The organism is Agrobacterium sp. S7/73, from assembly GCF_019355535.1.
In the GTDB taxonomy this organism is placed as follows: Bacteria; Pseudomonadota; Alphaproteobacteria; order Rhizobiales; family Rhizobiaceae; genus Agrobacterium; species Agrobacterium tumefaciens.
Map to the genome: position 1 here is coordinate 478,585 of NZ_CP072138.1, position 15,412 is coordinate 493,996.

Annotated in this window: 14 protein-coding genes and 2 pseudogenes; 10 read left to right on the plus strand and 6 right to left on the minus strand. The window is 58.6% G+C overall.

Going from position 1 to position 15,412, the window contains the following annotated elements; translation table 11 throughout:
• The first annotated feature begins 71 nt into the window (after positions 1-71).
• From J5276_RS26825 to J5276_RS26840, 4 genes are all read left to right on the plus strand, one after another.
• Complete coding sequence (locus J5276_RS26825) at positions 72-671, plus strand: hypothetical protein (protein WP_025591403.1); 600 nt, start codon at positions 72-74, stop codon at positions 669-671.
• A 431-nt stretch (positions 672-1,102) separates the two neighbouring features.
• The gene (locus J5276_RS26830) at positions 1,103-2,038 is read left to right on the plus strand and encodes an ArdC family protein (RefSeq protein ID WP_065687557.1); all 936 of its coding nucleotides are present in this window, start codon (positions 1,103-1,105) and stop codon (positions 2,036-2,038) included.
• Positions 2,039-2,624: 586 nt separating this feature from the next.
• On the plus strand, positions 2,625-2,936 hold the full coding sequence (locus J5276_RS26835) for a DUF736 domain-containing protein (protein ID WP_003517402.1): 312 nt from the start codon (positions 2,625-2,627) through the stop codon (positions 2,934-2,936).
• Between the two features lie 319 nt (positions 2,937-3,255).
• The gene (locus tag J5276_RS26840; RefSeq protein WP_019565695.1) at positions 3,256-3,417 is read left to right on the plus strand and encodes a hypothetical protein; all 162 of its coding nucleotides are present in this window, start codon (positions 3,256-3,258) and stop codon (positions 3,415-3,417) included.
• Between the two features lie 150 nt (positions 3,418-3,567).
• Here J5276_RS26840 and J5276_RS26845 read toward each other — a convergent pair whose 3' ends face one another.
• The 5 genes and pseudogenes from J5276_RS26845 to J5276_RS26865 form a co-directional block, all read right to left on the minus strand.
• Complete coding sequence (locus J5276_RS26845) at positions 3,568-3,846, minus strand: HU family DNA-binding protein (protein ID WP_003517400.1); 279 nt, start codon at positions 3,844-3,846, stop codon at positions 3,568-3,570.
• Between the two features lie 33 nt (positions 3,847-3,879).
• The gene (locus J5276_RS26850) at positions 3,880-4,191 is read right to left on the minus strand and encodes a WGR domain-containing protein (RefSeq protein ID WP_031234211.1); all 312 of its coding nucleotides are present in this window, start codon (positions 4,189-4,191) and stop codon (positions 3,880-3,882) included.
• A 518-nt stretch (positions 4,192-4,709) separates the two neighbouring features.
• Positions 4,710-5,318, minus strand: a pseudogene (locus J5276_RS26855) (type IV secretory system conjugative DNA transfer family protein); the annotation flags it as partial.
• A pseudogene (locus J5276_RS26860) lies at positions 5,318-5,512 on the minus strand (ABC transporter substrate-binding protein); the annotation flags it as partial. The pseudogenes J5276_RS26855 and J5276_RS26860, both read right to left, overlap by 1 nt.
• 76 nt (positions 5,513-5,588) lie before the next feature.
• The gene (locus tag J5276_RS26865; RefSeq protein WP_003517325.1) at positions 5,589-5,975 is read right to left on the minus strand and encodes a hypothetical protein; all 387 of its coding nucleotides are present in this window, start codon (positions 5,973-5,975) and stop codon (positions 5,589-5,591) included.
• A gap of 552 nt (positions 5,976-6,527) precedes the next feature.
• Between J5276_RS26865 and J5276_RS26870 the strand changes: the two genes are divergently transcribed.
• Genes J5276_RS26870 through J5276_RS26880 form a run of 3 tightly spaced genes read left to right on the plus strand, consistent with a single transcriptional unit; the run spans position 6,528 to position 10,649 of the window.
• Positions 6,528-7,184, plus strand: coding sequence for an ABC transporter ATP-binding protein (locus J5276_RS26870; RefSeq protein ID WP_112495489.1), 657 nt, complete (start codon positions 6,528-6,530; stop codon positions 7,182-7,184).
• Positions 7,184-9,592, plus strand: a complete 2,409-nt coding sequence (locus tag J5276_RS26875) for an ABC transporter permease (protein ID WP_209159927.1) — start codon at positions 7,184-7,186, stop codon at positions 9,590-9,592. The genes J5276_RS26870 and J5276_RS26875 overlap by 1 nt, the downstream gene beginning before the upstream one ends.
• Entirely contained in the window at positions 9,582-10,649 is a 1,068-nt protein-coding gene (locus J5276_RS26880) for a lipocalin-like domain-containing protein (protein WP_209159928.1), read from the plus strand. Before J5276_RS26875 ends, J5276_RS26880 begins: the two co-directional genes overlap by 11 nt.
• A 355-nt stretch (positions 10,650-11,004) precedes the next feature.
• On the opposite strand, the gene blcR is transcribed toward J5276_RS26880, so the two are convergent.
• The gene (blcR, locus tag J5276_RS26885) at positions 11,005-11,832 is read right to left on the minus strand and encodes an IclR family transcriptional regulator BlcR (RefSeq protein ID WP_081308451.1); all 828 of its coding nucleotides are present in this window, start codon (positions 11,830-11,832) and stop codon (positions 11,005-11,007) included.
• 55 nt (positions 11,833-11,887) lie between these two features.
• Here blcR and J5276_RS26890 point away from each other — a divergent pair, with 55 nt between their 5' ends.
• From J5276_RS26890 to attM, 3 genes are read left to right on the plus strand one after another with little or no spacing between them, the layout of a single operon-like run.
• Positions 11,888-13,342 carry an NAD-dependent succinate-semialdehyde dehydrogenase gene (locus tag J5276_RS26890; RefSeq protein WP_209159929.1) on the plus strand — a complete coding sequence of 485 codons (1,455 nt, stop codon included), beginning with the start codon at positions 11,888-11,890 and terminating at the stop codon, positions 13,340-13,342.
• Between the two features lie 20 nt (positions 13,343-13,362).
• Positions 13,363-14,523, plus strand: coding sequence for an iron-containing alcohol dehydrogenase (locus J5276_RS26895; RefSeq protein ID WP_076846152.1), 1,161 nt, complete (start codon positions 13,363-13,365; stop codon positions 14,521-14,523).
• Between the two features lie 45 nt (positions 14,524-14,568).
• On the plus strand, positions 14,569-15,360 hold the full coding sequence (attM, locus tag J5276_RS26900; RefSeq protein WP_003517310.1) for an N-acyl homoserine lactonase AttM: 792 nt from the start codon (positions 14,569-14,571) through the stop codon (positions 15,358-15,360).
• Positions 15,361-15,412 lie beyond the last annotated feature (52 nt).

Consider the following 15,412-nt stretch of genomic DNA (forward strand, 5'->3'; position numbering starts at 1 on the left):
GTTCCTTTCGACCGCACCGAAGGACAGAACGGCCAGGGGGCCGACACTTCGGCGAAGCAAAGGAGACCACCATGGCAAAGTCAGCAACCCAATCCCGTCAATCAATCCGCCAATCCGCCCGCGTCGTGCCGCTGCGCAGAGGCGCCACCCTAGAAATGGTCCGCCTTTCATGCCCCGATGAAGCACAGGCGCTTCGGATCGCCGAAAGCTTCGGGACCGCCATTGTCGACAGCGACGGCATCCGTGACATGCACGAGCGCCTGATCGTCGAAACCGCCACCGCACTTTCCGATGGCCTTGGCGACCGGGCGATGCAGATCCATCTGCAGCGCATCGTCGGGGCCTATGTCGGATCGGCCCATGGCGCCGGCCAGTTCTACTCCCGCGCCGTCACCGAGGCGCGGAACGCCACCGCCAAGAGCGCTGCGGATGCCCGCGACGAGGATCTCGACGGTCCGGTCGGCTATGAGAGCGCCGCCCAGCGCAAGCGCGAATTCGCAGCCGACATGGGCATCCAGGCACATGCGCTCAGAATGGCGGCCGTCGGCGCTGTCGCAGCCTATGAGCAGGTGGTGGGCGAAACATGGAAACCCTTCGACCGGCCGGTCGAAAATCCCGGCCAGACGCTCGACCGCAAGGCGGCAGCAGTCCAGCTGTCAGCCTTCGAATAACATCCATCACGGCGGGGCTCCGGCCCCGCCTTTGTTCACGTCGACGAAGGTGTCCTGTTCTCGTCAGCTCGAAGTCACGAGGGCCTGTGCCGGCCACCACCTCGAATCTACGACGGGACGCGACTTCAATGCGTCGACAGAAGGTCCCAACCTCAACCGCGCCGTTGCTAAGATTCCGTCCGCTGCCGTGCGGCAGAAAGTGGTCTTGCTGGCGAAGCCCTCGCATTGGCTGCGGATGAAGATCGGTAATCTGTCCATTGCTACCCCGTCCCGCCTTCGGTCTGCCGGGCCGAGGGTCTCGCGCAAGGGCTTCGCCCTCCTTCACGTTGTTACGGCGCGTTCCGCGTGCGCTCATCCCTGATCTGCCCGGCTTTTGACCGACGTGACGGGGTCGCGATGGTCGCGACCTCCGAAAACGGAGGTTCAAGGATATGAAAAGAAAAGGGCAGGGCGAGCGCGCCGATCTCTATGCGGGGATCACCGACAGGATCGTTGCGGATCTGGAAAAAGGCGTCCGTCCGTGGATGAAGCCCTGGTCGGCCGCAAACACGACCGGACGGATCACCCGGCCGCTGCGCCACAACGGCGAAGCCTATAGCGGTCTCAACGTGCTGCTGTTGTGGTCGGAGAGCACAGCGAGGGGCTATGTCTCGCCGACATGGATGACGTTCAAACAGGCCTTGCAGCTGGATGGAGCTGTTCGCAAGGGCGAGACCGGAACGACGGTCATCTACGCAAGCCGCTTCACCAAGTCGGAGACCGACAGCAATGGCGGCGAGGTGGAGCGCGATATTCCGTTCCTTAAATCGTACACGGTGTTCAACGTGGCGCAGATCGACGGCCTGCCTGACCACTATCATGGCGTACCCGAACCGCTCCTGAGCCCGATCGAGCGCATCGGTCACGCGGACGAGTTCTTCCGCAATACCGGCGCAGTCATTCGGCACGGCGGCAACCAGGCATACTATTCTCCGGCCATGGACTATATCCAGATGCCACCGTTCGAAGCCTTCCGCGATGCCGCCGGGTATGCGGCAGTCCTCAGCCATGAGGCGACCCACTGGACGGCGGCAGAACATCGCGTGGGACGTGACCTGTCGCGCTATGCCAAGGACCGGACGGAGCGGGCGCGGGAAGAACTCATTGCCGAACTTGGCAGTTGCTTCCTCTGCGCTGACCTCGGTATCGCGCCGGAACTTGAGCCGCGGCCGGATCACGCGTCCTATCTGCAGTCATGGCTCTCGGTGCTGGCCAACGACAAACGGGCAATTTTCCAGGCGGCCGCGCATGCGCAGCGGGCGGTCAATTATCTCCACGGTCTTCAGCCAAGGGCGGATGCCTCCGCGACGAGGGAGGCAGTGTCATAGCGCTCCTCTCTTTTTGGAGCGTCCTTTGGTGCTGCTCCCAAAATCTGAATCCGGGCAGCGCGGATTGACCGTTCGGGAGGAAAGCGAAGGCGATCTTGTTCCGTGCGGGCGCGAGCCAGTTTTGCTGCGACTGGCCATAATGCGTCCTGCATCAGCAACAGGTCATTCTTGCGGATACGAGCAAGCATGGGCGACATGTGCCCGATTGAAAACCGGAGCCGCCATCGAGAAGGAAAGTTCGGCGACGCTCACCGGACTTGTCGCATTGGCCCGGCAATGCCCAAACGATCGATGTGGCCATTGCTGCCATCCATTCGGGCATAGGAAGTGGGCGCGGCCAACGCGGCCTCGATTTGACATGTCTGATCGAAGAGCGGCTGCGCCTCGATCGTTCTCCCGCAACGGCATCGCCACCTTTCTTCCCCTGCGACCTGCGTTCGCATTCCTCGCGGTCCAAGAAAGCCGTCTCCCGCCGCCCCCCATTGCATTCCGGTCCCTTAAGGATGCGGTCCGATCGTCCCGATCAAATCGACAGTCATCGAGGACGCGATGGTCGCGGCCCGATCAAACCGAAAGGATCACGACAATGGCAATCATCGGCGAATTCACCACCAACGGCAACACCATCCTCGGCCACGTACGCACTCTGACGGTCTCCATGAAGGCCCGCCTGAACCCGATCGAACGCACATCCCGCGACGCTCCCGACTTCCGGATCATGTCTGGAGCGGCCGAAGTCGGCGCCGCCTGGAGCCAGGTTTCCGGCGACGGAGAGCCCTACATCTCGGTCAAGCTCGACGATCCGAGCTTTCCGGCCCCGATCAATGCGGCACTTTGGCCGACCGAGAGGGAAGGCGACTATACGTTGGTCTGGAACCGCCCGAAGCGCGACGCCTGATCAAAGACGAAGCCCTGCCGGAAACGGCGGGGCTTTTCCCTTGTTCAAACCAACAAGGAACCGGGCATCTAGCCCGCTTCTTCTTCTGGTCGCGATACGGAGAGGCGGGGTCTGCTCAGAGTGACCAATCGTGCCGCGAGTAAATGCCGGCCTCAAGGACTTCGCGTGGCCCCCCGATTTTGCTTCCGCTCCGGTTCCCTGCGCTTCAACAAAACCGGCACCCCACTCGCCGCCTCTGGCGGTCGCCGACGCGATCCCTGACCCCGTCATTTCCTCACGCCCCGCGGCGTCATCTTTCTCAAACGTCAAGGAGATGACGATGCTACTGGAACAACATATCGAAGAACTGCGCGCCGAGATGAACCATTGCCACCCAGACGAGCGTCGCCAGATTGCCGCGGAGCTGGAACTGGCTCTGGCCGAACTGGCCGTTATCATGGCCGAGCAGGACGGTTCCGTTGACGCCGTGCCGCCCTTCTGAGGGTGGCATACACCCGCAATGCTGCCACCACCGTCCGATTGCCATCGAGATCGAGATCAGCTTAAGCGTGATGGCAAGCAGCGCCGATGACGCTGCGCTGTTTGCCGCTTTCGTGGCTCCCCCTGATGACCTCGCTTACCGCGGTGCGGCTCACTTGTTCAGCACATCTTTCAGTGCTTTGGCAGGCTGAAACGTAAGCTTCTTCGCAGCGGCAACCTTGATGGTGGCGCCGGTTGCCGGATTGCGAGCCTCACGCTCCGGGGTATCCTTGATCTTGAACTTGCCGAATCCTGGGATAGATGTTTCCGCTCCGGACGTGGCTGCCGTCGTGATCGACGCGAAGACGGTTTCGACGATCGATTTCGCCTGGGCTTTGGTCAGGTTCTGTTCGGATGCGATCTTTTCGGCGATTTCATTGGTTGTGGTCATGACGGTTTCCTCGTTAAAGACGGGAAAACCCTTTCAGGCGATCGTTACGTTGTCATGCGGCGTTGTCCTTAGAGTGGCGCTCCTGCAGGGGTTTCCACAGCTTCTTGCCGGTTGATAGCCCCTTTTGCGCTTCTGCAGTACCAGTTCGAGGAAGCGCGATATCGCATCATTCTCATTGCCGAACACCTCGGTCATCTCCCCGCCCGCCTTGCCGATCCGTCCCCAGCTTCGCACGACGGCTATTTCCCCGAAAAGGGTTGGCCGGATCGCAAGCGCGTAATATCGGGCCATGTTCCTGGTGGCATCGATCCTCTGGCAATAAAGCTGGTAGTGGTGTGTTCCCATCCCCGCATGATCGGCGATGCTCGCGATCTGGTCCAACGAGACTTATGAATCGAGAGGTCGCGTCCGATTCATTTCTGTGATGGATGCCTGTTGCGGTTTCGGCAGTGTCCGATCATCCTGACGCTCAAGCTTCCCGGTCTGAACGGTACGTCCGGGCGCGATCGTCAAGGTGAGCACAGCCGGTAAATCAGATGGCGAGCTGTCCTCGCTTTCAATCGTCAGTCGGTCCATGTTCAGGCATCGCACGTTTTCGAAAGAGGAGGAGCAAATGGCACCCTTTGAGGAAGCGGCGGCCGCGACGACTACGATACAGAAGCATCTGTCATCTACACTGGAGAAGCATTAGGACGGGTTGAGCTAGCACATCGTCAATTCTTCGGTGTCCATGCTCATCCTTCAACGAGACACAACGACCTGATCGAAGCGCTAGAAGGCGATCGACGCGGCACTGGCGCTGATGAAGGCAACGAAATGGCCAATAGAAGCCGAATACGGTCCGCAAGAAAACGCCTGAGCCGTCAAGGTCCCAGCTTGGCAAACCTGTTGGGCCTGGCGTGCCTATCCATGTCCTTCCGCCTGAAATAGATCGCCCGTCCGCAGCGGATCGGACTGTGGCCCTGAACGATGATGATCTGCTCGTCCTTGCGCATCGATTGGGTGATTTCGTGCGGCATTATCAACGGGCGGCGCTGGAAAGTGATGCTTTCGGATTTCCGCGACGCACTGTTTTTCGTACCCCAGCCGAGATTGCGAGAACTGCCTTTGACTTCGACGGTCATTTCTCCACATTGGGCTGAGACGTTGCGGGCGGTATCCAGTGCCTTGATTGCTGCGTAGCTCGCGAAAGCGCAGCCGTCGATCCATGAGACCGCGCCGTCCTTTCCGAAGTGCCGTTCCAGTTGCCCGACGGACTGGTACATCAGCATCATGCTGACGCCATACTTGCGACCGCGATCGCGAGCCTCTTCAAGCACGCGCATGTAGCCAAGCAGATCGACTTCGTCCAAAATGAACAACGCTCGCCTCGTGAACGCACCATCCGCTTCGACCATCGCGTTGATCAGCGAGCCGATGATCACCCGACCGATACCGGGATAGGACCGCAGGATCGATGCGGGGATATTGATTCTTGCGACGCGGATCCAACCGCGTCGTAGATAACCTTCACGCCGAATTCTTTTTCGAAGGGCTCGATGATCCGGTCCCGGATGATATCTTCGTAAGGTCCACCGTAGCTGTTGACGATCAACTGCTCTGCGTCTGCAGATCTGACCAGGCCGGTTGCTGCTACAAATGTAACAAACAGGATTCCACGTTTCATCGTTCGCCCTCGTAATGGATTGATTTTTCGCAATTTGCTGGCAGACATTGGCTACGCTGCCGCGCCAAATCCAATATTAGTTTTTTATTATTGATCGTATTTCGCGAATAATTGCGTTTCCGACATGCCGGGATTTGAGCAGCACCGAGAGGCAGTCACACCTGTTCTCCGCGGACGGAATTCCGGAGCGCTCAGAAATTCCTGGAATTTTGAAGGCTGGTGGCAACTGAAGAGAGAAGACCGGGGACGCCTTGCGAAGATCGCAAAAAAGACCAAACCAGAAACGATAATGGTCATCCTTACCGTCGCCACGTGCTTCTATGGCGCACCATGCCGCGGCTGTCGCAGCATAAACCCCATAGTGATCACGCATCACCTCAAAGGCGACAGCGGCGTGTATTCCGTCGCAGGTTTCTACACGTACGAACGGCAAGGACGGCGTTGCAAAAGATTGTTCCGACATGACGACTCTCCAATGAGAGTCCGGCCGAGTTTAGAAGTTGCTTGTGGCCGGACACTGCCTTGGCGACCTTCGCCGTCCGGATGCACACAGCCTGTCATGTTTGCACAGCATAGGACAATTCTTCAACAGGGTGAAGCCTGTATGCGCCTGTCATGTGAGCCAAAGTGATCGGATGCCCGTGACTAACATGGATACTCCCAAGTTTTGAGGAAATTTTGCCTCGGCAGCCTTCATCGCCACGCCGCTCACTTTTGCCCGGCTCAGAAATGATCGAAGCGGCTGCGACATAAACCGTCACGTTGATGTTGTAGTTCGTCGGTCAATCCAGGCCCCCTGGAGCCGCCATGACTGTCGGAAGGCTACGGCGAGTGTTTTTTGTGTCGGGTGCCATCTCACGCTCGGAACGGGAGGGGGGAGACGTCAGAGGGGAGGGCGACTTTACAGCCAGAAACAGTGCGATCGTTAAGGCTGCGCTTGGAATATCGGTATCTAAACCTGTTGAGATCCGCCAGCATATCGGTCCATATAGGACGAAGCAGAGATCGAAGAGCCATGGTCCTTTCACTTTCCGGCATCAAGAAATCCTACCAGACAGCCGAAGGCATTATCCCGGTCCTGAACGGCGTCGACCTTTCACTGGAAGCCGGCGAAAGTCTTGCCCTGACGGGGGAATCCGGCAGCGGAAAGAGTACGCTTTTGCATCTGGCCGGCGGCCTTGATTTGCCCGACAGTGGCATCATCACGGTGGGGGGGCGGAAAATAACCGATCTCGACGAGGCCGGTCGAGCGAGCTTCCGACGCCGGGAGGTGGGATTGATCTTCCAGCAGTTCAATCTCATTCCGAGCCTCGATGTCGGATCCAATATCTCGTTTCATGCCCGGCTGGCGGGCCGTTTCGACCCGGTCTGGGAAAAAAGCCTGGTCGAGGCGCTGGGGATCGGAGAGCTGCTTGCACGCTATCCCGAACAGCTCTCCGGCGGTCAGCAACAAAGGGTGGCGATCGGACGTACGCTTGCGGCAAGACCGCCCCTCATTCTTGCCGATGAGCCGACAGGTAATCTCGACGAGGCGACGGCTGATATCGTCATCGATATTATGTTGAGACTGACAAAGTCCGCGCAGATCACACTCCTCCTGGTGACCCATTCCAGCCGGCTGGCGGTAAAACTCGATCGGCGTATCGCGCTGAGTGGTGGAAAGGTTTCGTAATGAACTGGACCGCTTTCCGGGCGCTGCTCTCACACTGGCGCTACCGACCGCTTCAGCTTCTCACCCTCATTGTCGGCGTCACGCTTGCAACCGGCCTCTGGTGCGCCGTCCAGGCAATCAATGCCGAAGCCAGAGCAAGTTATGACCGGGCGGCCTCGGTCCTGGCGCAAAACCAGCTGGATCAACTGGTGGCAAAGGACGGCGGCAGAATTTCCTCGCAAACATATGCCCGGCTTCGAAGGGCGGGTTTGCACGTCTCTCCGATCATTGAAGGCGATTACAGGTTTGGTACGACGCGTATCAGGCTTATCGGCATCGACCCCCTGACCATGCCATCCGACGGAATGGTGCCTGCACCATCTGATCCGTCCGGGCTGGTGGAATTCGTCCAGACGCCCGGACAGATGATCGTTTCGCCTGCAACGGCTGCCACATTGAAAGATACCTCTGGCCTTTCCCTTAAGGCACGAGCGGATCTCCCCGACGGCGCAGCATTTGTCGATATTTCCACCGCTGACCGCCTGTTGAAACGCAATGGTGACCTGAGCCGGCTTATCGTTTCGCCATCGCAAGACCCCGATCTTCCGACGATCGGAAACATAGCCCCTGAACTTTCCCTCGAACAGGCAAAAAGCAGGCCCGACGTCGCAAGCATCACGGACAGTTTTCATCTTAACCTGACGGCTTTTGGTTTTCTTGCCTTCGTTGTCGGTCTCTTCATCGTGTATTCCGCAACGGGCCTGTCGTTCGAGCAACGGCGTGGCACGTTCAGGACCATACGGTCGCTCGGGGTCTCGCTTCGCTCCTTAACCTTGATGCTGGTTATCGAAACCGCGCTCTTTGCACTGGTATCGGGAGCGCTCGGCATTGTTGTCGGATACGTGGTCGCATCGGCTCTGTTGCCGGGCGTGGCCGCGACCCTGCGTGGCCTTTACGGGGCCAGTGTTGCCGGTTCACTCTCGCTGCGGCCTGAATGGTGGATCGCCGGCCTTGCAATGGCGCTGGTGGGGACCGGGCTCTCCTCGCTTCAACATCTCCTCCGCGTCTGGCGGATGCCGATACTGTCCACGGCACAGGGCAGGGCGTGGGCGATGGTGTCCACGAAAAGCCTCCTCCATCAGGCGGCCGCCGGGATGGTTCTGCTTTTTGTATCTGGCGCGCTTGTGCTGCTGGGCGGCGGTCTCATTTCAGGTTTCGCAGTGCTTGCAGCGCTTCTTCTGGGCGCTGCACTCATTCTTCCAACCTTGCTGGCACTGGGCATGAGAGCGGCCGAACACATCTCCGGACACGGACTGACCCGCTGGTTTTTCGCCGATACGCGCCAGCAGCTGCCAGGTCTTTCCCTTGCGCTGATGGCATTGCTGCTCGCTTTGTCGGCCAATATCGGGGTCGGCACCATGGTCTCAAGCTTCAGGCAAACCTTTGTGGGATGGCTCGATCAGCGCCTGGCCGCAGAGGTCTATGTGACGGCCCGTGACGAGGCTGAAGCTGCGCGTCTGCGGCAGTGGTTTCCACACCAGGCAAGGGCGGTTCTACCCATCTGGAGTACGGAAGGGGAAATTTCGGGGCAGAAGGTCCGCATCTTCGGGGTCGCTGACGATGCGACATACAGAGATCATTGGCCGTTGATTTCGGGTTCGCCCGCAACATGGGACGAGATTGCGAGCGGGAAGGGTGCACTGGTCAACGAACAGTTCTGGAGGACAGGCAAGGCGTCGCCCGGCGCAGAGATAGAAATGCCAGGTGGCTGGAAAGCCCGGGTCGTCGGGGTGTTTTCCGACTATGGCAATCCGAGGGGCGAGATCATCATTGGTCTTGATGCCCTCGTCCAGCACTACCCGGACATTGAAAAGCTGAGATACGGCCTTCGCATGGAGCTACAGGAGGTTGCGGGCTTCAGACAACGCCTCATGACGGAGTTCGGCCTGCCCGAAGCCAATATTGTAGACCAGGCCTCGCTGAAACGGCAGTCTGCTGCAATCTTCGAACAGACGTTTGCGGTCACCGGCGCGCTGAATGTGCTCACGCTCGCGGTGGGGGGTTTTGCCATGTTTTCGAGCCAGCTTACGCTCGCTTCGCTTCGATTGCCGCAGCTTGCTCCTGTCTGGGCACTTGGACTTCGTCGCCGCGACCTTGCGATGCTGGAGGTGCTGCGAACTCTTGCACTATGGCTTGTGACATTCATTGCTGCCATTCCTGTCGGGCTGGGACTGGCCTGGGTTTTGCTGGCAATCATCAATGTGGAGGCTTTTGGATGGCGACTGCCGCTGATCCTGTTTCCGCTGGACTGGCTGAGGCTGGGTCTTGTTGCCCTGCTCGCCGCCATCATTTCGGTCCTGATCCCTGTTCGACGGCTTGCTAAAACCGCGCCGGCCGATCTTTTGAGGATATTCGCCAGTGAACGCTAAAGCCGTCCTCCTGCTCCTTTGCGCTTCATGCACTTCCTTGCCCACGCCGGTCATAGGGCAGGGCTTTGCGGGCCTCGGGTCAAATGCCGAAGGCTTCAGCATTCCCACACGAGGCGTTGAACTCGTCTTTCCAAAAGACCACAAGGCACATCCCGGTTTCAGGATCGAGTGGTGGTACGTTACTGCAAATCTGCGGACGGCCGATGGACAGCGCATGGGCGTCCAATGGACACTCTTTCGTTCTGCACTTGAACCTGTCGAGCGCCCCGGATGGTCCGACCCTCAAATTTGGATTGGCCACGCAGCCGTGACGACTGCGAGCCGCCACCATGTTGCCGAACGGCTGGCGCGGGGAGGCGTGGGGCAGGCGGGGGTCAAAGGCGAACCCTTCGAGGCCTGGATTGACAATTGGCAAATGAAGGCAGGAACTGACGATGCACGGGACGACCTCGATCAGCTTGATTTGAACGCCAATGGCGAGAGCTTCCGATATCGTCTGAAACTTCAGGCCCACGGGCCTTTGGTGCGTCAGGGGGACAACGGCTACTCCGTTAAATCGGCAGAGGGCCAGGCAAGCTATTATTACTCCCAGCCATTCTACAGTGTCAGCGGCAGCGTCTTTCTTGATGGTGAAACCCATGAGGTAACGGGCGAGGCGTGGCTCGATCGGGAATGGTCGTCGCAACCGCTAGCCTCGAGCCAGACGGGATGGGACTGGTTTTCCCTTCACCTTGCATCCGGCGAAAAACTCATGGCCTTCCGTCTGCGTGACGACAAAAGCGGCTACATCTCCGCCAACTGGATTTCCGCCGATGGCAGTTCGTCTCCCGTCGATCCGGACGACGTTTTGCTCAGTCCGTTGCGAACCGCGGATATCAACGGCAAGAGCGTTCCGGTCGAATGGAGCGTGAAGATACCCAGCCGTGGCCTCGACATAAAAACGAAGCCCCTGAACGAGAAAGCCTGGATGGCGACGTCAACCCCCTACTGGGAAGGGCCAATAGAGTTTGATGGAAGCACCTCAGGACAAGGTTATCTGGAGATGACCGGATATTAGCCAGTTCAACTGCGTTTGCCGAAATATCGGCTGGAGCAAGGCCTGAGCTTACAGACGCCGCCTTATCCGGGTAGGCGCGACATCCCGGACAAGCTCCGAAGTAGTCGTCTTGTGATGACAACCCATTGTTCGGCTTCGTCCCAGCCAGGAATAAGGCAACGCGGTGGATCGTGCATCTGCGGACCGAGGTCTTTTCCCTTGGTGCTCAATACATCGATGATGTCTTTTATGTTCTCGACCCGAACTGCGCTCGGCGCAGCCGTACTCGGGACAGGGGCTACCTAGGGTATCGGTGCACTGGCCCCTACAGCAAAGCTGGGCTGGTCGGCATCGACCATACCGCTACGGGTTACGACTAGTCTTTCTGCGATCGGTACCCAAGCTTTTCAGAAAGCGCGTTGGCTGTGGAGCGAAGCTCCTCACCAAGGCTAGCGATTTTTTCGTCGCTGGCTTCGCTGCGGATCAGACTGATTGCAATGCCGGCAGATGCGGCTCCCGAGTAATCGCGTATCACTGCGCCAATGCAAAGCATACCTTCGCGGATCTGACCATCGTCGATGGAGTAGCCACGAGCGCGCGTCAGAGCCAGTTCCTCTTCAAGCTGCGAAAGGCCAGCAACGCTCCTTGATGTCAGAGGCTGTGGAAACTGAGAAAACAGCATCCTCAATTCGCCGGGCCCCAGATCGGACAGGAGGATCTTCCCGGTGGCCGTAAATGGCGCCGGCAGACGCATACCGATCCGAAACGTGTGTCCAAGCGGCTGAGCCGAGTTGCGACAGCCGATGTAAACGACTTCGCCACCCTCGCGGACGGTGAGGGTCACCGTGTAGGGATCGAGGTCGTGGCGCTGGGCGAGATGGTCGTTGAATGTCGATACGATATCGAGGTGCGATAGAAAACCATTCGCCCATCTGAGCGAGTGGGGCCCAATACGCAGGGTTCCATCGGCAGATCGCGCCAGAAGATCAAGCTCAGTCATCACCGCAAGCAAGCCATGCGCGCTGCTTTTGGGCAAATCCAGAAATCGTGTCAGCTCGGCGGCTGTAAGGTCCCGCGGGGAACCTGCGACAAGATCCAGAATACGCACGGCGCGTCTGAGTGCCGGTACAGTGTCTGATATTTGCGACGATTGTTGATCTTCAGCCATGCACCTTCCTTGACACACTTGGCCCCTTTGGCCCATAGTTCACTCTAATGATTCAAGTTCAATTAGATGAACTCTAGTGCGGGAGAGGTCGATGATCAAGCTAAAAAATGCGGCGCTGTTGCGTGATGCCTGCCTGGTGAATGGTCGCTGGCTGAAAGCTGCGGATGGCAAGACGATTGCGGTGGAAAATCCCGCCAACTCGATGATCATTGGTCACGTTCCTTCATTGTCGGCAGATGAGGTTGAAGCTGCAGTCGAGTCAGCAGGGAAGGCATTTTCCGAGTGGAGCCGCCGGGCTGCGAAGGACCGCGCTGCCATATTGCGTCGATGGTTTGATCTCATGGTGGCGAACGCTGACGATCTTGGTGCGTTGATGACTGCCGAGCAGGGAAAGCCGTTTGCGGAAGCAAAGGGCGAAGCCATTTATGCGGCATCTTTCGTGGAATGGTTCGCGGAAGAAGCCAAACGTGTTTATGGCGATACCATTCCTTCGCCGACCACGGACAAGCGCATTACCATCCTGAAGCAGCCGATCGGTGTCTGCGCCGCGATCACGCCATGGAACTTCCCGACCGCGATGATCACCCGCAAGGCGGCCCCGGCACTTGCCGCAGGCTGCACGATGATCGTCAAACCGGCTGAGCAGACCCCTCTCACCGCACTTGCTCTGGGTGTTCTCGCCGAAGAAGCGGGCGTTCCCGCCGGTGTCTTCCAGGTGGTGACGGGCGCCGCACGCGATATCGGCAAGGTGTTTACCGAAAGCGACACGGTGCGAAAGATCTCCTTTACCGGATCGACTGAAGTCGGTCGTCTGCTGATGGCGCAATCGGCCCCGACGATCAAGAAACTGTCGCTGGAACTTGGTGGCAATGCGCCTTTCATCGTCTTTGATGATGCCGATCTGGATGCGGCCGTTGAGGGCGCGATCGTGTCGAAATACCGCAATGCCGGACAGACCTGCGTGTGCTCAAACCGGATCTATGTCCAGGATGGTGTTTACGACGCATTCGCGGAAAAGCTGGTCAAAAGGGTCGAAAGCCTGTCCGTCGGTGAGGGCACGGAACCTGGTGTTCTGATCGGTCCACTGATCGACCAGGATGCCGTGGCAAAGGTCGAGGATCACGTTGCTGATGCCATTGGCAAGGGAGCAAAGATCGTCACCGGTGGAAAGCGCCATGCTCTTGGAGGCACATTTTACGAACCAACGGTTCTGACTGGTGCAACCCAGGCCATGAAGGTTGCCCATGAGGAGACCTTTGGACCCGTCGCCCCGCTCTTTCGGTTCGGGACGGAAGACGAAGCGGTCGCCATGGCGAACGACACCGAATTTGGTCTGGCAGCCTATTTCTACACCGAGAATGTCCGCCGGACATGGCGTGTCGCAGAAGCGCTCGAATACGGCATGGTGGGCCACAATACAGGCCTCATCTCCAACGAAGTCGCACCATTCGGTGGCGTGAAGCAGTCCGGCTTGGGCCGCGAAGGCTCGCACTACGGCATCGATGAATATCTTGAAATCAAATATTTGTGCTCGGCCATCGGCTGAGATCACGCTGGGAGGATCAGATGACCATCAACCCTTTCGAATTCCGCACCGTTCCCTCCATGCAGGTTGCCTGGGGTGGCGCCCAGCGCCTCGGAGAGATTCTTTCCGGCAGGTTTCAGGCGCGCAAGGCGCTGCTGATTACCGATGCAGGTCTCATCAAGGCCGGCCTCATCAAGCCGATTGCTGACGCACTTGCGGCCAGCGGCTTTAACGTCACGATCTTTGACAAGGTCGTTGCTGATCCGCCAGAGCACATCGTTGCCGACTGCGTCGAGTCCGCAAGGCAGATCGGAGTCGATATCGTCATCGGTCTTGGCGGGGGCTCATCGCTCGATATCGCCAAGCTCGTGGCTGTCCTTCTGGTTTCCGACCAGACGCTTGCCGACATGTACGGTATCGGCAACGTAAAGGGATCACGCCTGCCGCTCGTGCTGGTGCCGACCACGGCCGGTACAGGTTCGGAAGTCACAAACATCTCGATCATCACCACGGGCGAAACCACCAAGATGGGGGTCGTTTCCCCGCAGCTTTACGCTGATTTCGTTCTTCTGGATGCTGAACTGACGGTGGGACTGCCGCAGGTCCATACGGCTGCCACCGGTATCGATGCCATGGTGCATGCCATCGAGGCTTACACCAGCAAACACAAGAAGAACCCACTATCAGATGCTCTGGCGCGCGAGGCACTACGTCTGCTCGGTGCAAATCTGATCGCCGCCTGCAAGGACGGCACCGACCGGAAAGCCCGTGAAGGCATGCTTTTGGGTGCGACATTGGCAGGTCAGGCTTTCGCCAACTCACCGGTGGCCGCCGTCCACGCGCTCGCTTATCCGCTGGGCGGCCATTATCACGTGCCACACGGGCTTTCCAATGCCCTGATGCTGGGGCCGGTTTTGCGCTTTAACGCGAAGGCTGCAGCGTCGCTTTATGCGGAGCTTGCCGACGTGCTGGGTGTTCCGGGTGAAGGGGATGCGGCAACCCGTTCGGATGCGTTCGTTCAGCATATGGAAACCCTGATGGACGAGAGCGGCGCACCGCGGCGTCTGCGCGATGTCGGCGTGACGGACAACACGCTCGCCATGCTTGCGTCCGACGCAATGAAACAGAGCCGACTGTTGGTCAATAATCCGGTCGAAGTCCGCGAAGAGGATGCGCTTGCGCTCTACCGCGAGGCGTTCTGACCCATTTCTTACAGCAATATCTTCAGTCCCAAGGGAGGAAAACGAGTGACCGATATCAGACTTTACATGCTTCAGTCGGGTACGCTGAAATGCAAGGTACACAACATCAAGATGAACCAGGGGAACGGTGCAGACTATGAGATCCCCGTTCCGTTTTTCCTGATTACCCATCCGGCCGGGCACACCGTGATCGACGGCGGCAACGCGATTGAAGTTGCAACGGATCCACGTGGCCATTGGGGCGGCATCTGCGATGTCTATTGGCCAGTGCTGGACAAGGACCAGGGCTGCGTTGACCAGATCAAGGCGCTTGGTTTCGATCCGGCCGATGTCAAATATGTTGTGCAGTCGCACCTGCATCTCGATCATACCGGCGCCATCGGTCGCTTCCCCAACGCAACCCACATCGTGCAGCGCTCTGAATATGAGTATGCCTTTACGCCCGACTGGTTTGCTGGCGGCGGCTATATCCGCAAGGACTTCGACAAGCCGGGTCTGAAGTGGCAGTTCCTCAACGGTACGCAGGACGATTATTACGACGTTTACGGCGACGGCACGCTCACCACGATCTTCACGCCCGGTCATGCGCCCGGCCACCAGTCCTTCCTGGTGCGCTTGCCAAACAGCAAACCGCTTCTCCTGACGATCGATGCTGCCTACACACTGGACCACTGGGAAGAGAAGGCTTTGCCTGGCTTCCTTGCCTCGACCGTTGACACGGTCCGTTCTGTTCAGAAGCTCCGCACCTATGCCGAAAAGCATGATGCAACAGTCGTCACCGGCCATGACCCTGACGCCTGGGCGAACTTCAAGAAGGCTCCCGAATTTTACGCGTAAATAGAACGCGCAAGTCAACCGCCAGATACGGCGAGGTTGCATGCAGCCTCGC